Source organism: Ectothiorhodospira variabilis (genome assembly GCF_022227625.1).
Taxonomy (GTDB): Bacteria; Pseudomonadota; Gammaproteobacteria; order Ectothiorhodospirales; family Ectothiorhodospiraceae; genus Ectothiorhodospira; species Ectothiorhodospira haloalkaliphila.
Map to the genome: position 1 here is coordinate 19292 of NZ_JAJNAO010000004.1, position 23126 is coordinate 42417.

Genomic DNA, 23126 nt, shown 5'->3' on the forward strand with positions numbered 1-23126 from the left:
TGAGCTCAATCCCGGAAGTTGTCGTACTGTAGCGGCAGGTCCAGTTCCGCCTTGCGCAGCAGGGCGATCACATCCTGAAGGTCATCGCGCTTCTTCCCGGTAATACGCACCTTCTCGCCCTGGATCGAGGCCTGCACCTTGAGCTTGCTGTCCTTGACCAGGCGGATGATCTTCTTGCCCATGTCCTGGTCGATGCCTTGGCGGATGGTGACGGTGCGGCGGGCCTTGCCGCCGCCCTCCTCCAGCTTGCCCGACTCCAGGCAGCTCACGTCGATGCCCCGCTTGGCCATCTTCTGGGTGAGGATGTCCATGACCTGATCCACCTGGAATTCGGAATCCCCGAACAGGGTCAGCTCGGCCTCGCTTTGCTCCACGTTGGCCGCGGAGCCCTTGAAATCGTAGCGGTTCTCCACTTCACGCCGGGTCTGGTCCACGGCATTGCGCAACTCCTGCATGTCCACTTCGGACACCACATCAAAGGAAGGCATTGATCTCTCCGTCTGGATACCTGATTGTGCACGACTCAAACATGATAACGTGAAGCCTGGCCCACCACCCCACCCGAATACGAGGATCCCCGCCCATGAATCAAGTGTCCTTCAGCGTCCAGGCAGAGCAGACCCTGGAGGAACTCATGGAACGCATGAGCGCCGTGGACGAACTGACCGACCTGGACATGGACATCGTCGACGGCGTGCTCACCATCGAGTTCGAAGATCGCAGCAAGCTGATTCTGAATCGCCAGGAGCCGCTGCGGCAGATCTGGCTGGCCTCGCCCGAGGGCCCGGCCCATTTCGGCTACGATGCCCATTCCGACCAGTGGCTGGACGACAAGGAAGGCCATGAACTGGTGGCCACCCTCAATCGGGTGCTGAGCCTCAAGGTGGGCACCGACATCAGTCTGTAGAGGAGGCGTCCTCACCCTGCTTGCGCGCGGCCCCCACCTGCCCTTCCAGGTGGGCCAGCACCTGATGGGGCTTGTGATCATCCAGAGCCTTGTCCACCAGCAGCAGCATCTCCCGGGCCTCGGGACGCGGCGTGAACTTCACCCGCGCCAGATTCACCGACAGGCGCCGGAACTGGCGGAAGAACAGGTAGGACAGGGTGGCGATGATCAGGGCGGTCCAGGTGGCCCCTTCGAACCACACCCAGACCGCCGCACCATAGCCCACGAAGGTGATGCCGAACAGCAGCGCCGCAAAGCGGTGTACCGTGGCCACGAAGGCCTCGAACTGCTCCCGGTGGGCGGTGAATTCCTCTTTTGAAATCATCAACTGGGTTCCGCAAGGGCAAAGCCGTGGATTGTAGAGCACCGGGCCCGGGGTTTGAACCGGCGGTTCACTCGCCCGCCAAACGCTCGAGCAAACGTTCGTGCAGTCCGCCGAAGCCGCCGTTGCTCATGATCAGCACATGATCCCCGGGGCGGGCCTGCTCGGCTACGGAACGGGCCAGCGCATCCAGATCCTGCAGGGCGTGCGCTGAGTCGCCCAGTGCGGCCACCACCGGCGCCAGATCCCACGCCAGCGAGGCCGGTTGATGCATCCAGACCCCATCAGCCAGTCGCAGGGAATCCGCCAGGGTGTCCCGATGCACCCCCATGCGCATGGTATTGGAACGGGGCTCCAGCACCGCCAGGATGCGCGCCGTGCCCACCCGGGCCCGCAGGGCCTCCAGGGTGGCGGCGATGGCCGTGGGATGGTGGGCAAAATCATCAAGGACGGTCACACCGCGCACCTCACCCCGCACCTGCAGGCGGCGTTTCACCCCCGCAAAGCGCCCCAGGGCCTCCACCCCCGCCAGCAGTGGCACACCTGCATGCCGGGCGGCCAGGAGCGCTGCCATGGCATTGCTCAGGTTGTGCCGGCCCGGTAGCCTCCATTGCCCCTCGGCCACGGGCTCGTTTCCTTCATGGATGGCAAACCGGGTGGCATCGGGCGTAATGGGTTCTCCACGCCATGGCGCCGGCTCGCCCACCCCGAAACGCTCCACCGGCGTCCAGCAGCCCTGCTCCAGCACCGCCTCCAGGGCGGCATCGCCCACCCGACTGATGATGCGCCCTTCCCCCGGCACCGTGCGCACCAGATGATGGAACTGACGCTGGATGGCTGCCAGGTCAGGAAAGATATCCGCGTGATCAAACTCCAGGTTGTTGAGGATCAGGGTGCGCGGGCGGTAGTGGACGAACTTCGAGCGCTTGTCGAAGAATGCCGTGTCGTACTCGTCCGCCTCCACCACGAAAAACGGCGATGTCCCCAGCCGGGCCGACACCCCGAAGTTGTCCGGCACCCCACCGATGAGAAACCCCGGATTCAGCCCCGCATCCTCCAGGATCCACGCCAGCAGGCTGGCGGTGGTGGTCTTGCCATGGGTGCCGGCCACTGCCAGCACCCAGCGATCCCGCAGCACGTGCTCGGCCAGCCACTGGGGACCAGAGGTATAGGGCAGCCCGCGATTGAGCACATGCTCCACGGCTGGATTGCCCCGGGTCATGACGTTGCCAATCACCACCCCATCCGGCGCCGGGTCCAGATGGGCCGGATCATGGCCCTGGGACACCTCTATACCCTGCTCCGCCAGCAAGGTGCTCATGGGGGGGTAGACATGCTCGTCCGAGCCGGTGACTCGATAGCCCGCGGCCCGCGCCAACAGGGCCACCCCACCCATGAAGGTGCCGCAGATCCCCAGGATGTGAACGTGACTCACCGCATCACCACCGAATAGAGGATCTCACCGGCCACGGCCGCCAGCATCAGGTAGCCCACAGCCAGAGCCACGCCCCCGGCGGCGGTCTTGAGCCCCAGGGCGCTGCGCAGCACATGACCATAAGCGGTCAGCAACCAGCCCAGCAGCACCAGATACCCCACCGTGACCACCACCGGGATCTCCTCTGGAGCCTCGGCGCCGCGCAGGCTGTACACCAACGGCAGCATGATCAGACCCAGGACGATGCCCACCCCCAGGAGGGCGGTGAAGGTCTGCACGAAACGCTCGGGCACACCCTTGCCTTGCAGCAGCAGGGCCGTAAAGGCGGCCAGCAGGCCCAGCTCCATGCCCGCCTGCAGGATGGCGATCTGAAAGGGATAGAAGGGCACGGCCACGATCAGGCCCACCAGCAGGTAGGTGACGGCACACAACCACAGCAGGAAACTGGAGGCCGGCAGATCCTCCGGCCCCTTTTGCAGGAAGGTCAGTTGCAGAAATGGTTTGATGAGTGCGTACATGCCATTCCCTTCTGGGAGAGGATCCCCGGTTTTGATCCGGTGTCGATGCAAGGAGTTTCGTGCGAGGATACCATTCCCCAAGGACACGAACGATGAACCGCCGACTGTTTCGCAGCCGACAGCTCTACCCCACCCGAGGCCCTCACGCCTATCGCTGGCTGGTGGACGGTGGCGCGTTCTTTCCCGCCATGCTCCAGGCCATCGGTCGCGCTCGGCATCGAGTGCTCCTGGAGATGTATCTGGCCGAATCCGGCCCGCTTTTCAGTCGCTTCGCGGAGGCCCTGAGCGATGCCGCGCGCCGCGGTGTGCAGGTCCACCTGCTGCTGGACGGCTTTGGCGGCCTGGGTGTGAGCGACGCGGACCGGGAGCGTCTGCTGGAGGCCGGTGTTCACTTGGGCACCTTCAACCCCCTGGGCTGGGAACGCCTGCGCCTGTCCCTGTTTCGCGATCATCGCAAACTGCTGGCGGTGGACGGCCACGTGGCCTTCGTCGGCGGTGCTGGTCTCACCGATGCCTTCGATCCCCGGGTGACCGGCACCGACGCCTGGCATGATGTCATGCTGGAAATCCGCGGCCCTTGCGTGCAGGACTGGGAGGCCCTGTTTGCCGATGCATGGCAACGCTGGCATCACCAGGACATGCCGGGCCTGGGTGATCTTTCCTGCGAGGGGACCCAGCCATCGGACCCGCGGGACGGTCGCGTGGTGGGTCACACCGACGTGGGTGGCCAGGCGGTCATGCGCAGCGTGATCGCCACCATGAAACGCTCACGCCGGCGCATCTGGCTGACCACCGGCTATTTCGTGCCCACCCGACGCCTGCGCCGCATCCTCACGAAGGCCGCCCGCCGGGGCATGGACGTCCGCCTGCTGCTGCCAGGCCCCAAGACGGACCACCCTGGTGTGTGGCATGCCGGACGACGTTTCTATGGACGTCTGCTGCGGTCCGGGGTGCGCATCTTCGAGTTCCAGCCCCGCTGCCTGCACGCCAAATACGTGATCTGTGATGACTGGTTGACGGTGGGCTCCAGCAATCTGGATCACTGGACGCTGCGCTGGAACATGGAGGCCAATCAGGAGGTGACCGACCCCACCCTGGTGGGTCAGGTGGCCGACAGCTTCTCCCGTGATCTGCTGCAGTCCCAGGAGTGGACCCTGGAGCGCTGGCAGGCCCGAGGCCTGTGGGCGCGACTCATGGAGCGCCTGTTCGGTGCCCTGGACGGCTGGCTGGTGGAACTGGGCTATCTGCGGGACCTCCGGGACGCGGACCGGGCCCTGCTCAGAAATCGTCGTCCCAGTCCTCCAGCTCCCTGAGCATGTCTCTTTGGGCGTCCGATGGGGCGCCATCGGTCACCAGGTACTCGCGACGATCCAGATAGGCGTTGCGGATGGCCATGTAACGATCGACGGCCATGCCTTCCAGGGCCCGCTCGGTGGGCAGCAGGCCGGCACGGATATCCACCAGGCGCACCCCCACCAGGACATTCCGCTGGGCCACATCGTCGTGGTAGTACAGCGGATGAATGCGGGCATCCACGATCTCCGCCGGGGCGTCCCGCACGGTGCTGGGCCCTCGGAAGGGCACCACGAAATACGGCCCGGAGGGCACGCCCCAGCTTCCCAGGGTCTGGCCAAAGTCCTCGTTGCTCTTCTCCAGGCCCATGGGGGTGGCCACGTCGAACAGACCGAACACCCCGAAGCTGGTGTTCATGATCAGCCGGGTCAGATCCGAAGCGGCGTCATGGAACTTGAACTGCAGGGCGTTGTTGGCCATGTTGTGCACGTCGCCCAGGTTGGAAAAGAAATTGCCGATGCCGGTGCGAACGGGCTGCGGCGTGACCCGGTCATAGCCCTCGGCCACGGGCTTGAGCACCGCCCGGTCCACCGCATCGTTGAACTGGAACATGGCCCGGTTGTAACTCTCCCAGGGATCGCGTGGATCCTTGGATTCCGGGGGCACGGTGGCGCAGCCGGTGATCAGCATCGCGAGCACGAGCAGGATGAACGGCAGCACCCCGGGGCGTCGGGGCGAAAGCCCTCCCCGGGGTGTGGTGGCTTCAGACTTCGGAACTGGCAATGAACTGTCCTTTGGAAAGGCCGCCGTCGGCCGTCGCCGTTCAACGCCCTCGCTGGGCTGCGATGCGCATGCGCAGGGCATTGAGCTTGATGAAGCCCTCGGCATCCTTCTGGTCGTAGGCCCCGGCATCGTCCTCAAACGTGGCGATATGGGTATCGAAAAGACTGTCGGTGGCGGATTGGCGCCCGGCGATGATGACATTGCCCTTATAGAGCTTGATGCGGACGATTCCGTTCACATGGGTCTGCGAGGCATCGATGAGGGACTGCATCATGCGCCGCTCGGGGCTCCACCAGTAGCCGTTGTAGATGAGGCTGGCATAGCGGGGCATGAGCTCGTCCTTCAGGTGGGCCGCTTCCCGGTCCAGGGTGAGGGATTCGATGGCGCGATGCGCCTTGAGCAGGATGGACCCGCCGGGGGTTTCATAGCAGCCCCGGGACTTCATGCCCACGTAGCGATTTTCCACCAGGTCCAGGCGACCCACGCCATGGGCGCCGCCCAGGCGGTTCAGGTGATCCAGCAGGGTGGCCGGGCTCATGGGTTCGCCATTGATGGCCACCGGGTCGCCCTGCTCGAAGGTGATCTCCACATATTCGGCCTTGTCCGGGGCAGCCTCGGGGGAGACCGACCAGCGCCACATGTCCTCTTCGGCCTCGAACCAGGGGTCTTCCAGTTGATTGCCCTCATAGGAGATGTGCAGCAGGTTGGCGTCCATGGAGTACGGGGACTTCTTGCCACGTTTCATCTCCACGGGGATGCTGTGCTTCTCGGCGTAGGCCAGGAGCTTTTCCCGGGAGGTGAGATCCCACTCCCGCCAGGGGGCGATCACGTGGACGCCGGGCTTGAGGGCGTAGGCGCCCAGCTCGAAGCGCACCTGGTCATTGCCCTTGCCGGTGGCGCCGTGGGACACCGCATCGGCGCCGGTCTCGTTGGCGATTTCCACCAGGCGCTTGGCGATCAGGGGCCGGGCGATGGAGGTGCCAAGCAGATACTCGCCTTCGTACACGGCGTTGGCGCGGAACATGGGGAAGACGAAGTCCCGCACGAATTCCTCACGCAGGTCCTCGATATAGATCTCCTTCACACCCAGGGCCTGGGCCTTGGTGCGGGCGGGCTCCACTTCCTCGCCCTGGCCGATATCGGCGGTGAAGGTCACCACCTCGCAGCCATAGGTATCCTCCAGCCACTTGAGGATGACCGACGTATCAAGCCCGCCGGAATAGGCGAGTACGACCTTGTTCACTTCACTGGCCATGTATGGCAACCCCTGCAACAGACGACGATTGGATCAAACGGCTGAGTATACTAAGGGAGGGCATGCCGTGGCCACGGGCTTGAGGGAGGCAGGCGCTACCGGGTCACCCAGATATCCACCCGCCGATTCAGCGCCCAGGCCGCCTCGTTGGAGTCCGGGTCCAGCGGCCATGTCTCGCCGAAGGCACGGGTTTCGATGCGATCGGCGGCGATGCCTTCCTGGCGCAGCAAACGCTGGACAGCCTGGGCACGGCGCAGGGACAGGCCCTGGTTGTACTGGACGCTACCCTGCTCGTCCGTGTGGCCACCCAGCACCACCCGTCGATCAGGGTGGTTCATCAGGTGGCGGACCACCTGACCCAGGGAGAATTCATCCTCATCACGCATCTCGCTTTCGTCGAAGTCGAAATGCACCCGCCAGTCTTCCAGGCTGACGAAATCCAGGTACACGCGATCTCCCTGGCAGGCGCGGAAATCGGCCAGCACCTCACGAAAACGAACCGGGGAGAGGACCACTCGCACTGCATCGGCGCCACGTCCGGCATCCGGATGGGTGAGGATGACTTCATGACCGGTTTCCAGGGCGTAGTACACCTCCAGCGCCCGGTCCCGGCGGAGTGTCAGCAGGGTGTCCCCGGCGTGGAGGTGGACGGCTTCCAGGTCCCGGTTGCGCAGATCGTGGCGCCACCGGGGCGGCCTGAGGGCCAGATGACCCACGTCCGGCTCGGGGAGCGAGGTGCGCACTTCCACATTGAACTGAACTGGCTGCCCCGGGCGAGTCAGGAATCGGGCGGTGCCGTAGCGGGGGATGTACTGGGCCAGCTCGCAAAGGTTGTCGTCGGTGGTCACCGTCCAACGGGCGTCGGCCATGCGGGGGGTGTATTCCACCGCGCCCAGGGTGGCCGGGGCGAGGGTCAGCAGCAGGGCAAGGGAGCGAGGCTTCATGACCTTGATTATCGGCCAGCGGCGGGAAAGATTGAACACTTCTCCAGGCCGAGCACCGTGACCTTGGGTCCGGCACCGTGGGAGCTGGCCTGCCAGCGATGCGCTGCGGCAGCAGCGCCCGGAGGTTTGGGGCCGCCGCTTTCGCGGGCGAGGCCCGCTCCCACAAGGGCCCGCCCCCCCACAAGGTCTTGCTGGCAGAAGGCCTTGCTTCCGGGAAGGGCCTGGTTCCACAAGGGCTTGCTGCCAGGGAGGCAGGAGAAAGGCTACTTCTTCCTGGGTGGCAGGATATCCGTGATGGAGCCGTGAGCCACCTCGGCTGCGAAGCACACCGTTTCCGACAGGGTGGGATGCGGATGCACCGTCAGGCCCAGATCCTCCACGTCGGCGCCCATCTCCAGGGCCAGGGTGGGTTCGGCGATCAACTCGCCGGCGTTGGGACCGACGATGCCGGCGCCGATCACACGATTGTGCTCATCCAGCAGCAGCTTGGTCACCCCGCTCTCGCCCCCCACGCTGATGGCGCGACCACTGGCCGCCCAGGGGAACACGCCCTTGGTATATTCGATCCCCTGCTTCTTGGCCTCGGTCTCCGTCAGGCCCATCCAGGCCACCTCCGGGTGGGTGTAGGCCACGCTGGGAATGGCGCGGGCATCGAAGTGGGACTTCTGGCCCGCCGCCACCTCGGCGGCCACCTTGGCCTCGTGGGTGGCCTTGTGGGCCAGCATGGGGCCGCCCACCACGTCACCGATGGCGAAGATATGCGACACATTGGTACGCATCTGCTTGTCCACCTTGATGAAACCGTGTTCGTCCACCTGCAGGCCCGCCGCCTCGGCCTCGATCCCGCCGCCATTGGGCAGGCGCCCCACCGCCACCAGCACCCGGTCGAAGGTGTCCTGCTCCGGGGCCTTGCCCCCTTCGAAGGAGACACGGATACCCTCATCAGTGGCCTCGGCCGCTGTGACCTTGGTGCCGGTGAAGATATTCTCGTAACGCCCCTTGATGCGCTTCTCCAGGGGCTTGACCAGATCCCGATCGGCCCCGGGCATCAGATCACTGGACAGTTCGCACACCGTGACGGCAGATCCCAGGGCATCGTACACACAGGCCATTTCCAGGCCGATGATGCCCCCACCCACCACCAGCAGGCGCTCGGGGATGTCGCGCAACTCCAGGGCGCCGGTGGAGTCCATCACCCGCTCGTCATCCCAGGGGAAGCTGGGCAGATGCACGGGGCGTGAGCCGACGGCCACGATGGCCTGCTCAAACCCGATCACCTGTTCACCCTCATCACTGGACGCGGCCAGGGTGTTGGGAGAGGTGAAACGGCCCACCCCCTGGACCACGGTGACCTTGCGCTGCTTGGCCAGGTGCTTGAGGCCCATGGTGAGCTTTTTCACCACGCCATCCTTGTAACCCGCCAGTTTCTTCAAATCGATTTCGGGCTTGCCAAACTGGATGCCATGACGCTCGAATTCCTCGGCCTCCTCGATCACCTGGGCGGAATGCAGCAGGGCCTTGGAGGGGATGCAGCCCACGTTCAGGCAGACACCACCGATCACCGGATAACGCTCCACCATGATCACGTCCATGCCCAGGTCGGCAGCCCGGAAGGCGGCGGTGTAGCCGCCAGGACCCGAGCCCAGCACCAGCAACTGGCAGCGCTGGTCCACGTCGCCCGTGTGGCTGGCGGCTTTCGGGGCAGACTTTCCGGACTTCGTGTCCCCGGACTGAGCCTCCGGGGCATCGCTCTTGTCATCCGATGATGACGATCCGGAGGCGTCACCCTGGGTGCCCTCGTCCGCCATCTCCAATTCCAGGATGTCGCCCCCCTTGGAAACCTTGTCACCGGCCTTGAGCAGCACCTTCTTCACCGTGCCCGCATGGGGAGACGGGATATCCATGGAGGCCTTGTCCGATTCCAGGGTGATCAGGGAGTCCTCCACATCCACGCTGTCGCCTGGCTGAACCAGGACCTCGATGACCTCCACATCCTTGAATTCGCCGATGTCAGGAACCGGGATCGTAACCACCTTTGCCATGAATCTCTTCCTCGTCTACAGCAGCATCCGCCGCATGTCGGACAGCAGGCCGCTCAGGTAACTGGTGAACCGGGCCCCCAGGGCCCCGTCGATAACGCGGTGATCGTAGGACAACGACAAGGGCAATACCAGCCGGGGGTTGAACGCCTTGCCATCCCACACCGGCTGCATCCTGGCCTTGGAAACCCCCAGGATGGCCACTTCCGGTGCGTTCACAATGGGGGTGAAATGGGTGCCGCCGATGCCGCCCAGGCTGGTGATGGTGAGGCAGCCGCCCTCCATGTCCTTGCTCTTCAGGCGTCGCTTGCGGGCCTTCTCGGAGATCTCGGCCAGCTCCCGGGCCAGCTCCACCAGGCTCTTGCGATCCACGTCGCGGACCACCGGCACCACCAGGCCGTCGGGGGTGTCCACGGCAATACCCAGGTGATAGTACTTCTTCACGATCAGGTTCTCGCCAGCGGCATCCAGCGAGGAATTCACGCGGGGGAACTCCTTCAGGGCCGAGACCACCGCCTTCATCAGGAACACCAGGAAGGTGATCTTCACCCCCTTGTCCTTGTACTCATCCACCAGGGAGCGGCGAAAGCCGTCCAGTTCGGTGATATCTGCCTCGTCGAACTGCGTGACATGGGGGATGGTCACCCAGTTGCGATGCAGGTATTCGCCGGTGAGGCGATTGATCTTGGTGAGGGCCTGGGTTTCCACCTGGCCAAAGCGGGAGAAGTCGATCTCCGGGGCTGGTGGCACACCGAGTCCGCTGGAGGCCCCCTGTGAAAGGGAGCGTTTGACGAAGGCCTGCACGTCCTCCTTGAGGATGCGCCCCTTGCGACCCGAGCCTTCCAGGCGCCCCAGGTCCACGCCTAGTTCCCGGGCAAAGCGACGCACGGCGGGCGAGGCATGAGCCTTGCGAAAGCCCTCTTCATTCACCAGACCTGCAGTGGGCGATGGCCGCGGTCCGGTCGAGGCTGCCGATGACCCGCTTGCCTGTTCTGCGCCGCGTTGAGTGTCATCCGACCGGGCCGGTCCAGCCTCCTTCCCGGTCCCCTGGGCCGATTCCTTGTGGTCGTCTTTGCCCGAGGGTGTCGCCGTGTCCTCCTTCGCGGTGGAATCAGCATCTTCATCGGCCGAGGCATTTTCCACCTCCAGGTCCAGGATCGGGGTACCCTCCGACACGCGTTCCCCGGCCTTGAGCTTCACGCCCTTCACAATACCGCCCTGGGGCGAGGGGATGTCCATGGAGGCCTTGTCCGACTCCAGGGTGATAAGGGAGTCCTCCGGTTCCACCCGATCGCCCTCGGACACCAGCACTTCGATGATTTCCACATCCTTGAAGTCCCCGATGTCCGGGACCTTCACTTCAACCACGTTGCCCATCACGCAACTCCTGTCTGAAATTGAGGTTCACCACAGCCGGGGGTATCAGGCGTGCAGGGGATTGACCTTGTCCACGTCGATCTCGTACTTGCGGATCGCCTCCATGACCGTTTCCACCGGCAGCGCCCCCTCATCTGCGAGGGCCTTGAGGGCGGCCACGGCAACGTAGTAACGGTCCACCTCAAAATGGTGTCGCAGCCGCTGGCGCAGGTCGCTGCGACCGAACCCATCGGTGCCCAGCGTGACGTAGCGTCCGGGCACCCAGGCACGGATCTGATCGGCGTAACCCTTCACGTAATCCGTGGAGGCCACCACCGGACCCCGGGCATCCGCCAGACACCGGGATACCCAGGACTCGCGCGGGGATTTTTCGGGGTTGAGCATGTTCCAGCGGTCGGTGGCACGACCCTCCCGGGCCAGCTCGTTGAAGCTGGTGGCGCTCCAGATATCCGACTCCACGCCGAAATCATCCCGCAGCAGGTCGGCCGCGGCGATCACTTCCCGCAGGATGGTGCCCGAACCCATGAGTTGCACCCGGGCCTTGGCTTCCCCTCCCGCCTGCAGTCGATACAGGCCCTTGCGGATGCCTTCCTCGGCGCCCTCGGGCATGGCGGGCTGATGGTAGTTCTCGTTCATGGTGGTGATGTAGTAGAAGACGCTCTCCTGCTCCGAGTACATGCGGCGCATGCCGTCATGCAGGATGACAGCCAGTTCGTAGGCGAACGTGGGATCGTAGCTGATGCAGTTGGGCACGTTGGCAGCCATCATGTGGCTGTGGCCATCCTGGTGCTGCAACCCTTCCCCGGAGAGCGTCGTGCGCCCAGCCGTGCCGCCGATGAGAAAACCCCGGGCCTGCATGTCCCCGGCGGCGTAGATCAGATCCCCCACCCGCTGGAAGCCGAACATGGAGTAGAAGATGTAGAAGGGAATCATGCTCACGCCGTGCACGCTGTAGGCGGTGGCCGCAGCCATCCAGGAGGACAGTGCACCGGCCTCGTTGATCCCTTCTTCCAGGATCTGCCCCTTCTTGGCCTCCTTGTAGAACATGACCTCGTCCTTGTCCTGGGGCTCGTAGAGCTGACCCACGGAGGAATAGATGCCCAACTGCCGGAACAGCCCTTCCATGCCGAAGGTACGCGCCTCATCGGGCACGATGGGCACCACATGATGGCCCACCTTCTTGTCGCGGGTGAGCTGGGTGAGCATGCGCACCAGGGCCATGGTGGTGGAGAGCTCCCGGTCACCGGAATCCTCCAGCGAGCCAGCAAACAGGGAAAGATCCGGGATCTCCAGCGGCGCCACGATGGATTTGCGCACCGGCAGGTAGCCCCCCAGCGACTCACGCCGCTGGCGCATGTATTTCATCTCCGGCGCGTCCTCCTCGGGCTTGAGGTAGCGCAGATTTTCCACGTCGTCGTCGGTTGCCGGGATGCTGAAGCGATCCCGGAAGGCGCGGATCTCGTCGATGCCCATCTTCTTCTGTTGGTGGGCCCGCATCTGCCCCTCGCCCGCCGAACCCATGCCGTAACCCTTCACCGTCTGCGCCAGGATCACGGTGGGCTGTCCGGTGTGGTTCACCGCCGCCTCGTAAGCGGCGTACACCTTGAAGGGGTCATGACCGCCGCGGTTGAGGCGCCAGATATCCGGATCGGACATGTTGGCCACCATGGCCTTGAGCTCGGGATACTTGCCAAAGAAGTGCTCGCGCACGTAAGCACCGTCCTTGGCCTTGTAGTTCTGATAGTCGCCGTCCACGGCCTCCATCATGCGATCCTTGAGCAGGCCCTTGGTGTCCTTGGCCAGCAGCGGGTCCCAGTAGCTGCCCCACAGCACCTTGATCACGTTCCAGCCGGCGCCACGGAACATCGCCTCCAGCTCCTGGACAATCTTGCCGTTGCCGCGCACCGGGCCATCCAGGCGCTGCAGGTTGCAGTTGACCACGAAGATGAGGTTGTCCAGCTTTTCCCGGGCCGCCAGGCTGATGGCGCCGAGGGATTCCGGCTCGTCGGTCTCGCCATCCCCCAGGAAGGACCACACCTTGCGATCCCGGCTGCTGGCCAGGCCCCGGTCGTTCATGTACTTCATGAAGCGGGCCTGCATGATGCTGGTGATGGGCCCCAGACCCATGCTCACCGTGGGGAACTGCCAGTAATCCGGCATCAACCACGGGTGGGGATAGGAGGGCAATCCATTCCCCGGGACTTCCTGACGGAAACCATCCAGCTGTTGTTCACTCAACCGCCCTTCCAGGAAGGATCGGGCATAGACACCGGGGGCGGAGTGCCCCTGGATGAAGACCAGGTCGCCGCCATGCTCGTGGCTGGGGGCGCGCCAGAAATGATTGAAGCCCACGTCGTACAAGGTGGCCGCCGAGGCGAAGCTGGCGATATGCCCGCCCAGCTCCGAACTGATACGATTGGCCTTCACCACCATGAGCAGGGCGTTCCAGCGGATGTAAGAGCGGATGCGGTGTTCCAGCTCCGCGTCGCCGGGGTATTCCGGCTCCAGGTGCGGGGGGATGGTATTGACGTAGGCGGTATTGGCGGAATAAGGCAGGAAGGTACCGGAACGCCGCGCCTGATCCACCAGCTTTTCCAGCAGGTAGTGAGCGCGTTCCGGGCCATCGGCCTGGATGACGGCTTCAAGGGCGTCCAGCCATTCCTGCGTTTCCTGCGCGTCCAGATCCTGCGGCATTGTCTGCGCGTTCATCAATCATTCTCCATCCGTTAGGCCCGGCTTTGGACACTCGTCATCGCCCCACACGAGTGGGTGGTTCATCACAAGCGCGGGAGGTGGTTTTGAAACACTGTTGTTATCGTTTTAATGAGGCTGGGCTGTACCGCCTTGGCCATTATGTTCGAACTTTTGACGCAACAGGTCAAGAAACCGGGCAAGGCTGAAAATGCTTCACTGCAACACGCCAAGTCCCGATTTAATCTAGGAAAATCACACAATGGCAACAATCGAAGAACTGCGTATCCGGCGCCCTGATGACTGGCATTTGCATGTAAGGGACGGTGACGTTCTGGGTGATGCAGTGCCGCATTCGGCGCGACAGTTCGCACGGGCGGTGATCATGCCGAATCTCAAACCGCCGGTGGTGAGTGTGGAGCAGGCCCTGCAATATCGTGAGCGCATTCTTGATGCCTTGCCGCAGGGTTCGAACTTCAATCCATTGATGACAATCTATCTCACCGACAGCACCTCCCCCAAGGAGATTCGCAAGGCGGTGGACAGTGGCCTGATCGTGGGTGTGAAGCTTTATCCGGCCGGGGCCACCACCCATTCCGATGCGGGGGTGACAGACATTCGCAATACCTACCCCACCCTGCAGGCCATGCAGGATCTGGGGCTACCACTGCTGGTGCACGGGGAGGCCACGGCCCCCTCGGTGGACATCTTCGACCGTGAGCAGGTGTTCATCGACAACACCCTGATCCCGCTGGTGGAGCAGTTCCCGGGCCTGAAGATCGTGCTGGAGCACATCACCACGGCCCAGGCGGTGGAGTTCGTGCGTGAGGCACCGGAGCGGGTGGGCGCCACCGTCACGCCCCAGCACATCCTCATGAACCGCAATGCGCTGTTCCAGGGCGGCATGCGTCCCCATCATTTCTGTCTGCCCGTACTCAAGCGGGAAACCCACCGAGTGGCCATCATGGAGGCCCTGGCAGAGGGGCATCCCCGTTTCTTCCTGGGCACCGACAGTGCGCCGCACCCCCAGGGGGCCAAGGAAAGCGCCTGCGGCTGTGCCGGCATCTTCAGTGCCCCGGCGGCCATCGAGTTCTATGCCGAGGCCTTCGAGCAGGCCGGCGCACTGGACAAGCTGGAAGCCTTTGCCAGCCTGAACGGCCCGGCCTTTTACGGTCTGCCGGTCAACGAGGACTTCATCACCCTCAGGCGCGAACCTCTGTCCCTGCCCGAGGCCTATCCCTTCGGCAAGGAGCGCGTGGTGCCCCTGCGGGCAGGTGGTCAGTTGAGCTGGCGACTGGTGGACTGAGGTAAAGCCCCCAGCCCCTCGAGAACTGATACCCTATGCCCATGACCGAAGATGCTGACTTTCGCCCCATGGGCAACCGCTTCCGTGGCTTTCTACCCGTGGTGGTGGACGTGGAAACCGGGGGCTTCAACCCGCAAACCGACGCGCTGCTGCAGATCGCTGCCGTCATCCTGCGCATGGATGCGCAGGGCTACATCCGTCGCCACCGCACCCTGTCCCATCATGTGCAACCCTTTGAAGGGGCACACATGGACCCCAAGTCCCTGGAGGTCACCGGCATCAACCCCTGGCACCCCCTGCGGATCGCCACGCCGGAGGACGAGGCACTGCGGGAGGTCTTTCGCGAGGTGCGCCAGGAGGTCAAGCTCAATCACTGTACCCGGGCCATCCTGGTGGGACATAACGCCGGCTTCGACCTGGCCTTCGTGAATGCCACGGCCGAACGCACCAAGCTCAAGCGCAACCCCTTCCATCCCTTCAGCAACCTGGACACGGTCACCCTCTCGGCCATGGCCTATGGTCAGACCGTCCTGGCCCGGGCCGCGCAGCAGGCAGGCCTTTCCTGGGACAACGCCGAGGCCCATTCGGCCACCTACGATGCCGAAAAGACCGCCGACATCTTTTGTGATGTGATGAACCGCTGGAACGGCCATGTGACACCGTTGGTGACGGAAAACGTGGACAAGGCCTGATGGCTTGCTTATAAGAGGGAGACGTAAGTCACACTTTTTTCAGTAGGTGATCGTCTCCAATGACCTCGTCCACACCGCCTGCGTTATCGATCCTCATCGTCGATGACATGCAATACAGCCGGACGGTATTGAAGAACACCCTTGAACGGGTGGGCTACGATGACGTCAGGTTGGCCGCCTCGGCCCCCGAGGCTCTGTCGCTGCTGGTGGAGCGGCGAGCGGACGTGGTGCTGGCAGACTGGGTGATGCCGGAAATGAACGGTCTGGAGTTGACGGCGGCCATCCGCACGCGGGACGAGGAGGAAGAGCGCTACACGGCCATCATCCTGTTCACCGCCAAGGAGGGGGATGAGGCCATGCTGGAGGCCTTCCATCAGGGTGTGGACGACTATCTCACCAAGCCGATCCACAACATGCAGCTCGCCGCCCGCGTGTTCGCGGCGGGGCGCATGGCGACGCTGCAGAATCGCTTGCTGGAGACGTCTGCGGCCCTGAAGGCCGCCAATCAGCACATGGAAAACCTCTCCACTACCGATCCCATCACCGGCCTCGCCAATCAACGTGCCCTGAACCAGAGACTGGAGGTGTTGGTGCTGGAAACCCAGGCACGCGGGGGCGGTCTGTGCCTGGCGCTGGTGGACCTGGATCATGTGGATCAGGTGTCCCAGCACCTGGGCCACGACCTTGGGGATGAGGTATTGCTGGGGTTTGCCAAACGCCTGCGACTATCAGTACGCCCCACCGACCTGGTGGCACGGATCGGCGGTGAGGAATTCGCCCTGCTCCTGCATGTGCACTCTCCCCAGCAGTTCAACCGGGAACTGCTGGGACGCGTTCTGCAAAGTCTTTCCCAGGATGGCATCACCACGTCGGAGGGCAAGGTGCCCATCCGTGTGTCCATCGGCGCCCATTTCCACGACTACCAGCAGCCGCTAATGACCATCCGCGAACTCATGAAAAAGGCTGGCAGCAATCTGGAAGCGGCCCGCGCGGCCGGGGGTAATGAGGTGGTGGTCAGCTAAGCAGGCCTTACTCCCCCGCTGCTTCCGCCACCATGGTTTGCAACTCGCCCGACTCGAACATCTCCAGGGTGATGTCACACCCACCGATGAGTTCGCCTTTTACGTAGATCTGCGGGAAGGTGGGCCAGTTGGCCAAGCTGGGGAGACTCTGCATGATTTCCTGGTCGGCCAGCACGTTCACGTAGGCAAAGGGCTTGCCACATTCCTTGAGGGCCGATACCGCCCGATTGGAAAAACCGCACATGGGAAACTGCGGCGTGCCCTTCATGTAAATGACAACAGGATTTTCTTCCACCTGCTGACGGATGCGGTCAAGAGCGTCCACTGGCATCACCTCGTGTTGTCTTGTGTTGATGAGGGGGCGGCCGGGCCGTTGTCACTGCGACCTGACCATACCTGATTAATTCCGTATGGTACCACGGAACAGAGGCTCGCACCCCCTGCGGGAGTTGGTCTCCCCAAAAGCGGTGGGCACACACTCCGGCGGCTGCTGCCGCAGCGCATCGCTGGCAGGCCAGCTCCCACAGTGTCTGTTGCAGTTCAAGGGCGGGTGAGGATCAGCCTGTCGTCCCGAAGGAGGCCTTTGCCGGGAGCGCGTCAGTCAGAGGGCCTGCAGTAGAGGGGGCAGTGAGCAAGGTTCTTGTGGGAGCTGGCCCTGCCGGCGATGCGCTGCGCCAGCAGCGCCCTGACCATGCTGATGTGCCCACCGCCTTCGCGGGCAAGGCCCGCTCCCACAGGGAGACCAGCCCCCACACGGTTCAGGAAACGCCCTGGCGCTGCAGCCAGAACTCCAGCAGGGCCAGATGCCACAGCTTGCTGCCCTGGATGCGGGTGAGGTGCTTCTCCGGCTCGGCCAGCAAGCGCTGCACGTAATCACGCTGATACAGCCCCCGCTCCCGACAGGCCTGGGAATCCAGGATGTCACGCATGAAGTCCAGGAACGGGCCGCGCACGTATTTCAGCGCCGGCAGCGGGAAGTACCCCTTGGGGCGGTCGATCACCGAATCCGGCAGCAGCCCGCGGGAGATGTGCTTGAGCACTCCCTTGCCGCCCTCGGCCAGCTTGAGTTCCGGTGGCATGCGTGCGGCCAGTTCAACCAGTTCGTGATCCAGGAACGGCACCCGGGCCTCCAGGCCCCAGGCCATGGTCATGTTGTCCACCCGTTTCACCGGGTCATCCACCACCAGGGTGGTCACATCCAGGCGCAGCACCGCGTCCAGCAGGGTGTCGGCCCCCGGTTCGTTCAGGGCCGCCTCGATGAGGGCACGGGTGTGATCCTCGCTCACCAGCTCCGGGGCCAGCATCTGCAGGAACTCGTCGTGATCCCGGTCGAAGTAATGCCGTGCGAAACGCTCCACCCGTGAGCCTTCCGTTTCCGCCACCATGCGCGGATACCAGAAATAGCCAGCGAAGACCTCATCCGCCCCCTGCCCCGATTGAACCACCTTCACATGCTGGGACACCTGTTCGGAGAGCAGGTAAAAGGCCACGGCATCCTGGCCCACCATGGGCTCGGCCATTTGATCCACGGCCTCGGGCAGGCGCTGAAGCACCTGGTCGTTGGGTACGTGAAAGCGATGGTGCACCGTGGCGTAGCGTTCGGCCACCGGATCGGAGAACTCGAACTCGCTGCCCTTCTCCTCGGGTTGATCCTCAAAACCCACGGTAAAGGTCTGCAGGTTGCGCACGCCGGACTCGGCCAGCAGGGCCACCAGTAGGCTGGAATCCAGCCCACCGGAGAGCAGCACGCCTACCGGCACATCCGCCACCTCCAGCCGTTTTTTCACTGCTTGGCGCAGGCTGTCATGGATAGCCTGGGTCCATTCCTCGGGCGACAGTGGGGTATCGGGCCGCACGGCCTCCAGGGCCCAGTAACGCTGCTCCCGGACACGGCCATCATGCTCCAGCGTGAGGGTGTGGCCGGGCCGCAGCTTGCGCACGCCCTTGAACAGGGTGCGCGGCGCCGGCACCACCGCATGCAGGGTGAAGTGATGATGCAGGGCCACCGGGTCGAAGCCGGTGTCCACATCGCCGGCCGCCAGCAGGGCCTGAATATTGGATGCAAAGCGCAGGCGCTGATCGGTGAGGCTGTAATACAGGGGCTTGATGCCCATCCGGTCGCGGCCCAGGAACAGGCGCTGTTCACGCAGATCCCAGACGGCAAAGGCGAACATGCCATGGAAACGCTTGACGCAGTCTTCCCCCCAGGCATGGTAGGCCTTGAGGATTACCTCGGTATCCCCGGTGGAGAAAAAGCGATACCGGCCGGCCAGTTCCGCGCGCAGTTCCCGGAAGTTGTAGAGGGTGCCGTTGAAGACCACCGCCAGACCCAGCTCCGGGTCCACCATGGGCTGATTGGAGCGCTCCGACAGATCCAGGATGGACAGGCGTCGATGCCCGAAGGCCAGGGGGCCGTCGGAGTAACTCCCCTCGTGATCCGGCCCGCGCCGCTCCAGACGATCCAGCATGCGCCGGATGGAGGCCAGGTCGGGCCGCGTGCCCTTGAAATGCAGTTCGCCGCAGATGCCGCACATGAAGCGTGATTCCTTGTTTGATTCCAGGCTGAGCTCAGGGAGTCATTATTTCAGGCACCGCCCGCGTCGTCACCTCAGGGGCCCGGTTGCGTCCGCCCTGCCCCCCAAGGGCAAACACGATAGACTCAAGGGAATGGGAGGAAACCGATGAATCAGGCAGAGATCATTCAGCGACTGCAAGACCGGGTGCCGGGGCTCATGGGCATTTATGCCTTCGGCAGCCGCATTCACGGAACAGCCGGGCCCGAGAGTGACCTGGACCTGGCGGTTCTGGTGGCGGGATATGCCGATGTGCTGCTGCTCTGGGAGGTATCCGGCGAACTGGCAGATGTGGCGGGCTGCCCGGTGGACCTGGTGGACCTGCGGGCTGCCTCCACGGTGATGCAATATCAGATCATCACCCGCGGGGAGCGTTGGTGGGCCCTGGATAGCCGCACCACACTCTACGAGGCCGCCATACTCAGCGAAAAGACCGAGCTCGACATGGCCCGCGCGGGCCTGCTGGAGGACATCGGCAAGCGGGGGCAAGTCCATGGCGGATGATGTCCTGATCAACAAGGCGGCCACCATCGAGCGCTGCGTGGCCCGGGCTCGAGAGGAATATGCAGCCAATCCCGAGGGGTTCCCCCAGGACTACACGCGCCAGGATGCAGCGATCCTCAATATCCAGCGTGCCTGCGAAGCAGCACTGGACATGGGCCAGCACCTGATCCGGCGCGAACGTCTTGGGGTACCCCAAAGCGCCCGGGACGTATTCACGCTGCTGCATCGCGGCGGCTGGATCGGCCCGGACCTGGCGGATGTCATGAGACGCATGGTGGGTTTTCGAAATATTGCCGTGCACGATTACCAGAGCCTGCAACTACCCATCACCATCAGCATCATCAAGCACCATCTGGATGATTTTCTGGCCTACTCCGGGCAAATCCTGAAACGCGATGCCAGGCGCCCCCAGGGTGACCAGGCCTGAGTCGTACGGTGCCTGGACACAAAAGCCCCACCCATGAACTCAGGCTTTCCCGGGTGGTCTCAACCGGGACAATCCGTGGAGGCCCCGTCATGATCCGATTCCTGTCCGTCTGCCTGCTGATTCCCTTGCTTGCGTCCCCGGCTTTTGCGGTGCAGGAACCGCCCGGCCATACAGATCTTTTCGATCACGATATGCGGCGCCTGCATTCCAGTGAGGTGGTGAACCTGAGGGAGCGATTCGCCGGCCAGCCGCTGCTGATCGTCAACACCGCAAGTCATTGCGGCTTTACCGGTCAGTTCTCGGGCCTTGAAGCGATCCATGAGAAATACGCCGACCGGGGGCTCAAGGTGATGGGATTTCCCTCCAACGACTTCAATCAGGAGGCCAGCGACGAAGCAGAGACGGCCCGGGTGTGCTTTCGCAACTTCGGGGTGAGCTTCGACATGTTCGCGCCCATTGGGGTCCGGGGAGATGACGCCCATCCCATCTTCCAGGAACTGGCGCGACAGAGCCGTGCGCCCCGCTGGAACTTCTACAAGTATCTGGTGGACCGGAACGGCCAGGTGGTCGCCGCCTATTCCAGCATGGTCTCGCCGGACTCGCAGCGTTTCCAGCGTGCCATTGAGGCGTTGCTGGGAGAGTGAATGTGCATTGATAAAAGCCATTGATCGGTTCTGGTCATATCACCATAATCTCCGAATATAACTAAATAAAGATTCGGGGAGATGGAGGGTGAGACACGCGGCGAGGTTCATGCCCGCGTCACCCGCTGATGGGCCGGCAACAGCCCAATGGTGGGTGCTGGGCACAGCACTATTACTGACCATATGGCTGGTGAGCGGCCCTCTGGCGGCCTCCACAGCCGATCACACCAAATTCAAGGAATTGGAAGGGCCGTTCGCGACGGGGCAGGAGGTCACCGAAGCCTGTCTGGGCTGCCACACCGAGGCGGCGGCCCAACTCATGCAGTCCCCGCACTGGACCTGGGAATACCAGGATCCGGTCAAGGGCAAGCCGCTGGGCAAGAAGACGATGCTCAACGCCTTCTGCATCGGCCATCAATCCAACGAAGCCTTTTGCGCAGCCTGCCATGCCGGCTATGGCTGGGAGGACGATCAGTTCGACTTCACGGCGGAGCGCAACGTTGACTGCCTCGTCTGCCATTCCGCAGAAGATTACGTCAAACCCTTCGGTCTGGCCGGTCACCCGGCCTACGAACGCACGGAATATCCACCCGATTCGGGCAAGTTTTACGAACCCACGGACCTGGTGGCGGCTGCCCGAAGCGTGGGGGTCAGCAGTCGGGAGGCTTGCGGCAGCTGCCACTTTTATGGAGGGGGCGGCGATGGCGTGAAACACGGCGACCTGGATTCCTCCCTGGTCGACCCCGGTCGGGAACTGGACGTGCACATGGCCAGCGACGGGCTGAACTTCAGTTGTGCCCAGTGCCACGAAACCCGGGATCACAAGGTACCTGGCAGTCGCTTGTCCATGACCGCCAGTGACGCCCAGGGGCCCATCATGCGAGGCCGCAAGGACGATCGGAATCCAGCCTCATGCCAGGCCTGCCATGGGGAACGACCCCACAGCGGCGACCTTCTGCACGCCGAGCGCCTGAACAATCACGCCCACACCCTCGCCTGCCAGACCTGCCATATCCCGACCTATGCGCGTGGCGGTGTTCCCACGAGGATGGCCTGGGACTGGTCCGAGGCCACGCGGATGGATGGGGACGGCAAGCCCTTCATGCTGAGGAACGAACAGGGCCACCTGGTCTACGACAGCCGCAAGGGCAGCTTCGTCCCCAAGGAAAACGTGGTTCCTGAATACCTGTGGTTTGATGGCAGCGTGGACTACATCCAGCCGGACGCCCCGGTGGAACCGGGGCAGGTTTTCCACGTCAACCGTTTCCGCGGCACTCCCGGTGCCGAGGAGGCTCGCATCTGGCCCGTGAAAAAATTCAGCGGCCGCCAACCCTATGACACGGAACACCGCCAGCTGACAGTCATGCAGGTGGCCATCCCCAATGACACTTCCCTTTGGTTCAATTTCGACTTCACCAAGGCCATCGAAGCCGGCATGGCTGCCACGGGGCGTCCCTTCAGCGGCGAATTCGATTTTGTTGACACTCGCATGACCTGGCCCATTACCCACATGGTGGCTCCCGCCGAAGACGCCCTGGCCTGTGCAGACTGCCACCGGCCGGGCGGGCGTCTGGATGATGTCCCCGGCATCTGGCTACCGGGCCGAGACAGTCATCCCTGGGTGGATGGGATCGGATTCGGCTTGGCGGGTCTGATGCTGTTGGGGGTTGCCGCCCATGGTGGTACCCGTCTGGTCAGCCGCATGCGCAAGAGAGGCGCTCCCCATGAGTAAGCGAATCTACCTGTTCACCCGTTTTGAGCGTTTTTGGCACTGGTCTCAGGCAGCCCTGATCCTCACGCTGCTGTTTTCGGGGCTGGCCATCCACGGTACCCACAGCCTTCTGGATTTTCAGACAGCGGTGGAAGTTCACGAAATCGCCGCCTGGCTGCTGATCGGGCTATGGATCTTCGCCATCTTCTGGCACTTCACCACCGGACAATGGAAGCACTACATCCCGACGCTGCGCAATATTGACCGGATGGTGCGCTATTACGCCTACGGTATCTTCATCGGCGCCAACCATCCCTACCACATCACGGTGGAACGCAAGCACAACCCCCTGCAGCGCCTTGCCTATCTGGGGATCAAGCTGTTGATCAATCCCCTGATCTGGATCTCCGGACTGATCTATCTTTTCTGGGGCAGCTTGAAGGGCTTCATGCCGGAGTTCATTGGGTTGCAGCAGGTGGCTGTGGCGCACACCCTGGGGGCCTTTCTCATGCTGGCCTTCGTGATCGTGCATGTCTACCTGACCACGACGGGCCACACCCCGCTGGAAAAGATCAAGGTCATGATCACCGGCTGGGAGAAGGAACACGAAAGCGCCAAGTAGGCCCCGGTCCGTGGACCGCGGG

The 23126-nt window shown here is 63.5% G+C and carries 21 protein-coding genes and 2 pseudogenes; 10 read left to right on the plus strand and 13 right to left on the minus strand.

Annotated features, from left to right (window positions below; genetic code table 11):
* Positions 1-5: 5 nt before the first annotated feature.
* Positions 6-488, minus strand: a complete 483-nt coding sequence (locus tag LPW30_RS06470) for a YajQ family cyclic di-GMP-binding protein (protein ID WP_238624268.1) — start codon at positions 486-488, stop codon at positions 6-8.
* Positions 489-583: 95 nt separating this feature from the next.
* Here LPW30_RS06470 and cyaY point away from each other — a divergent pair, with 95 nt between their 5' ends.
* Positions 584-907, plus strand: coding sequence for an iron donor protein CyaY (cyaY, locus tag LPW30_RS06475; protein ID WP_025282321.1), 324 nt, complete (start codon positions 584-586; stop codon positions 905-907).
* Here the strand turns inward: cyaY and LPW30_RS06480 are convergent.
* The 3 genes from LPW30_RS06480 to LPW30_RS06490 all read right to left on the minus strand — a co-directional run bounded on the left by LPW30_RS06480 (position 897) and on the right by LPW30_RS06490 (position 3221).
* Positions 897-1271: a hypothetical protein gene (locus tag LPW30_RS06480; RefSeq protein ID WP_025282322.1), complete on the minus strand. Its 375-nt coding sequence runs from the start codon at positions 1269-1271 to the stop codon at positions 897-899. The genes cyaY and LPW30_RS06480 overlap by 11 nt on opposite strands.
* 67 nt (positions 1272-1338) lie before the next feature.
* Positions 1339-2703: a UDP-N-acetylmuramate:L-alanyl-gamma-D-glutamyl-meso-diaminopimelate ligase gene (mpl, locus tag LPW30_RS06485; RefSeq protein WP_239680371.1), complete on the minus strand. Its 1365-nt coding sequence runs from the start codon at positions 2701-2703 to the stop codon at positions 1339-1341.
* Positions 2700-3221 (minus strand): hypothetical protein, encoded by a 522-nt coding sequence (locus tag LPW30_RS06490; protein WP_238624265.1) that lies wholly within the window; start codon positions 3219-3221, stop codon positions 2700-2702. The genes mpl and LPW30_RS06490 overlap by 4 nt, the downstream gene beginning before the upstream one ends.
* A gap of 92 nt (positions 3222-3313) precedes the next feature.
* On the opposite strand from LPW30_RS06490, the gene LPW30_RS06495 reads away from it, so the two are divergent.
* A complete protein-coding gene (locus LPW30_RS06495; protein WP_238624264.1) occupies positions 3314-4534 on the plus strand; it encodes a phospholipase D-like domain-containing protein in 1221 nt (406 codons plus the stop codon).
* Here the strand turns inward: LPW30_RS06495 and LPW30_RS06500 are convergent.
* The 7 genes and pseudogenes from LPW30_RS06500 to aceE form a co-directional block, all read right to left on the minus strand.
* Positions 4500-5204, minus strand: coding sequence for an MlaA family lipoprotein (locus tag LPW30_RS06500; protein WP_239680434.1), 705 nt, complete (start codon positions 5202-5204; stop codon positions 4500-4502). The two genes, LPW30_RS06495 and LPW30_RS06500, sit on opposite strands and share 35 nt — an antisense overlap.
* Positions 5205-5337: 133 nt before the next feature.
* The gene (locus LPW30_RS06505; protein ID WP_025282327.1) at positions 5338-6552 is read right to left on the minus strand and encodes an argininosuccinate synthase; all 1215 of its coding nucleotides are present in this window, start codon (positions 6550-6552) and stop codon (positions 5338-5340) included.
* A 95-nt stretch (positions 6553-6647) separates the two neighbouring features.
* The gene (locus LPW30_RS06510; RefSeq protein ID WP_239680372.1) at positions 6648-7496 is read right to left on the minus strand and encodes an OmpA family protein; all 849 of its coding nucleotides are present in this window, start codon (positions 7494-7496) and stop codon (positions 6648-6650) included.
* Positions 7497-7759: 263 nt separating this feature from the next.
* Positions 7760-9205, minus strand: a pseudogene (lpdA, locus tag LPW30_RS06515) (dihydrolipoyl dehydrogenase); the annotation flags it as partial.
* 92 nt (positions 9206-9297) lie between these two features.
* A pseudogene (locus LPW30_RS16185) lies at positions 9298-9538 on the minus strand (biotin/lipoyl-containing protein); the annotation flags it as partial.
* Between the two features lie 15 nt (positions 9539-9553).
* Complete coding sequence (locus tag LPW30_RS06520) at positions 9554-10912, minus strand: dihydrolipoyllysine-residue acetyltransferase (RefSeq protein ID WP_239680374.1); 1359 nt, start codon at positions 10910-10912, stop codon at positions 9554-9556.
* A 45-nt stretch (positions 10913-10957) separates the two neighbouring features.
* Complete coding sequence (gene aceE / locus LPW30_RS06525; RefSeq protein WP_025282331.1) at positions 10958-13621, minus strand: pyruvate dehydrogenase (acetyl-transferring), homodimeric type; 2664 nt, start codon at positions 13619-13621, stop codon at positions 10958-10960.
* A gap of 244 nt (positions 13622-13865) precedes the next feature.
* On the opposite strand from aceE, the gene pyrC reads away from it, so the two are divergent.
* From pyrC to LPW30_RS06540, 3 genes are read left to right on the plus strand one after another with little or no spacing between them, the layout of a single operon-like run.
* Positions 13866-14909 carry a dihydroorotase gene (gene pyrC, locus LPW30_RS06530; RefSeq protein WP_025282332.1) on the plus strand — a complete coding sequence of 348 codons (1044 nt, stop codon included), beginning with the start codon at positions 13866-13868 and terminating at the stop codon, positions 14907-14909.
* 41 nt (positions 14910-14950) lie between these two features.
* On the plus strand, positions 14951-15601 hold the full coding sequence (gene rnt, locus LPW30_RS06535; RefSeq protein ID WP_025282333.1) for a ribonuclease T: 651 nt from the start codon (positions 14951-14953) through the stop codon (positions 15599-15601).
* A gap of 59 nt (positions 15602-15660) precedes the next feature.
* Positions 15661-16623 carry a diguanylate cyclase gene (locus LPW30_RS06540; RefSeq protein WP_239680375.1) on the plus strand — a complete coding sequence of 321 codons (963 nt, stop codon included), beginning with the start codon at positions 15661-15663 and terminating at the stop codon, positions 16621-16623.
* A gap of 7 nt (positions 16624-16630) precedes the next feature.
* On the opposite strand, the gene grxD is transcribed toward LPW30_RS06540, so the two are convergent.
* A complete protein-coding gene (gene grxD / locus LPW30_RS06545) occupies positions 16631-16948 on the minus strand; it encodes a Grx4 family monothiol glutaredoxin (protein ID WP_239680376.1) in 318 nt (105 codons plus the stop codon).
* Positions 16949-17381: 433 nt separating this feature from the next.
* Positions 17382-19157: an N-acetylglutaminylglutamine amidotransferase gene (locus LPW30_RS06550; protein WP_239680377.1), complete on the minus strand. Its 1776-nt coding sequence runs from the start codon at positions 19155-19157 to the stop codon at positions 17382-17384.
* 147 nt (positions 19158-19304) lie between these two features.
* On the opposite strand from LPW30_RS06550, the gene mntA reads away from it, so the two are divergent.
* The 5 genes from mntA to LPW30_RS06575 all read left to right on the plus strand — a co-directional run bounded on the left by mntA (position 19305) and on the right by LPW30_RS06575 (position 23104).
* Complete coding sequence (gene mntA / locus LPW30_RS06555) at positions 19305-19700, plus strand: type VII toxin-antitoxin system MntA family adenylyltransferase antitoxin (RefSeq protein ID WP_238624258.1); 396 nt, start codon at positions 19305-19307, stop codon at positions 19698-19700.
* Complete coding sequence (gene hepT / locus LPW30_RS06560; protein ID WP_025282337.1) at positions 19690-20127, plus strand: type VII toxin-antitoxin system HepT family RNase toxin; 438 nt, start codon at positions 19690-19692, stop codon at positions 20125-20127. The genes mntA and hepT overlap by 11 nt, the downstream gene beginning before the upstream one ends.
* A gap of 89 nt (positions 20128-20216) precedes the next feature.
* The gene (locus LPW30_RS06565; protein ID WP_025282338.1) at positions 20217-20771 is read left to right on the plus strand and encodes a glutathione peroxidase; all 555 of its coding nucleotides are present in this window, start codon (positions 20217-20219) and stop codon (positions 20769-20771) included.
* 109 nt (positions 20772-20880) lie between these two features.
* On the plus strand, positions 20881-22503 hold the full coding sequence (locus LPW30_RS06570; protein WP_239680378.1) for a tetrathionate reductase family octaheme c-type cytochrome: 1623 nt from the start codon (positions 20881-20883) through the stop codon (positions 22501-22503).
* Positions 22496-23104 carry a cytochrome b/b6 domain-containing protein gene (locus tag LPW30_RS06575; RefSeq protein ID WP_238624256.1) on the plus strand — a complete coding sequence of 203 codons (609 nt, stop codon included), beginning with the start codon at positions 22496-22498 and terminating at the stop codon, positions 23102-23104. Before LPW30_RS06570 ends, LPW30_RS06575 begins: the two co-directional genes overlap by 8 nt.
* Positions 23105-23126 lie beyond the last annotated feature (22 nt).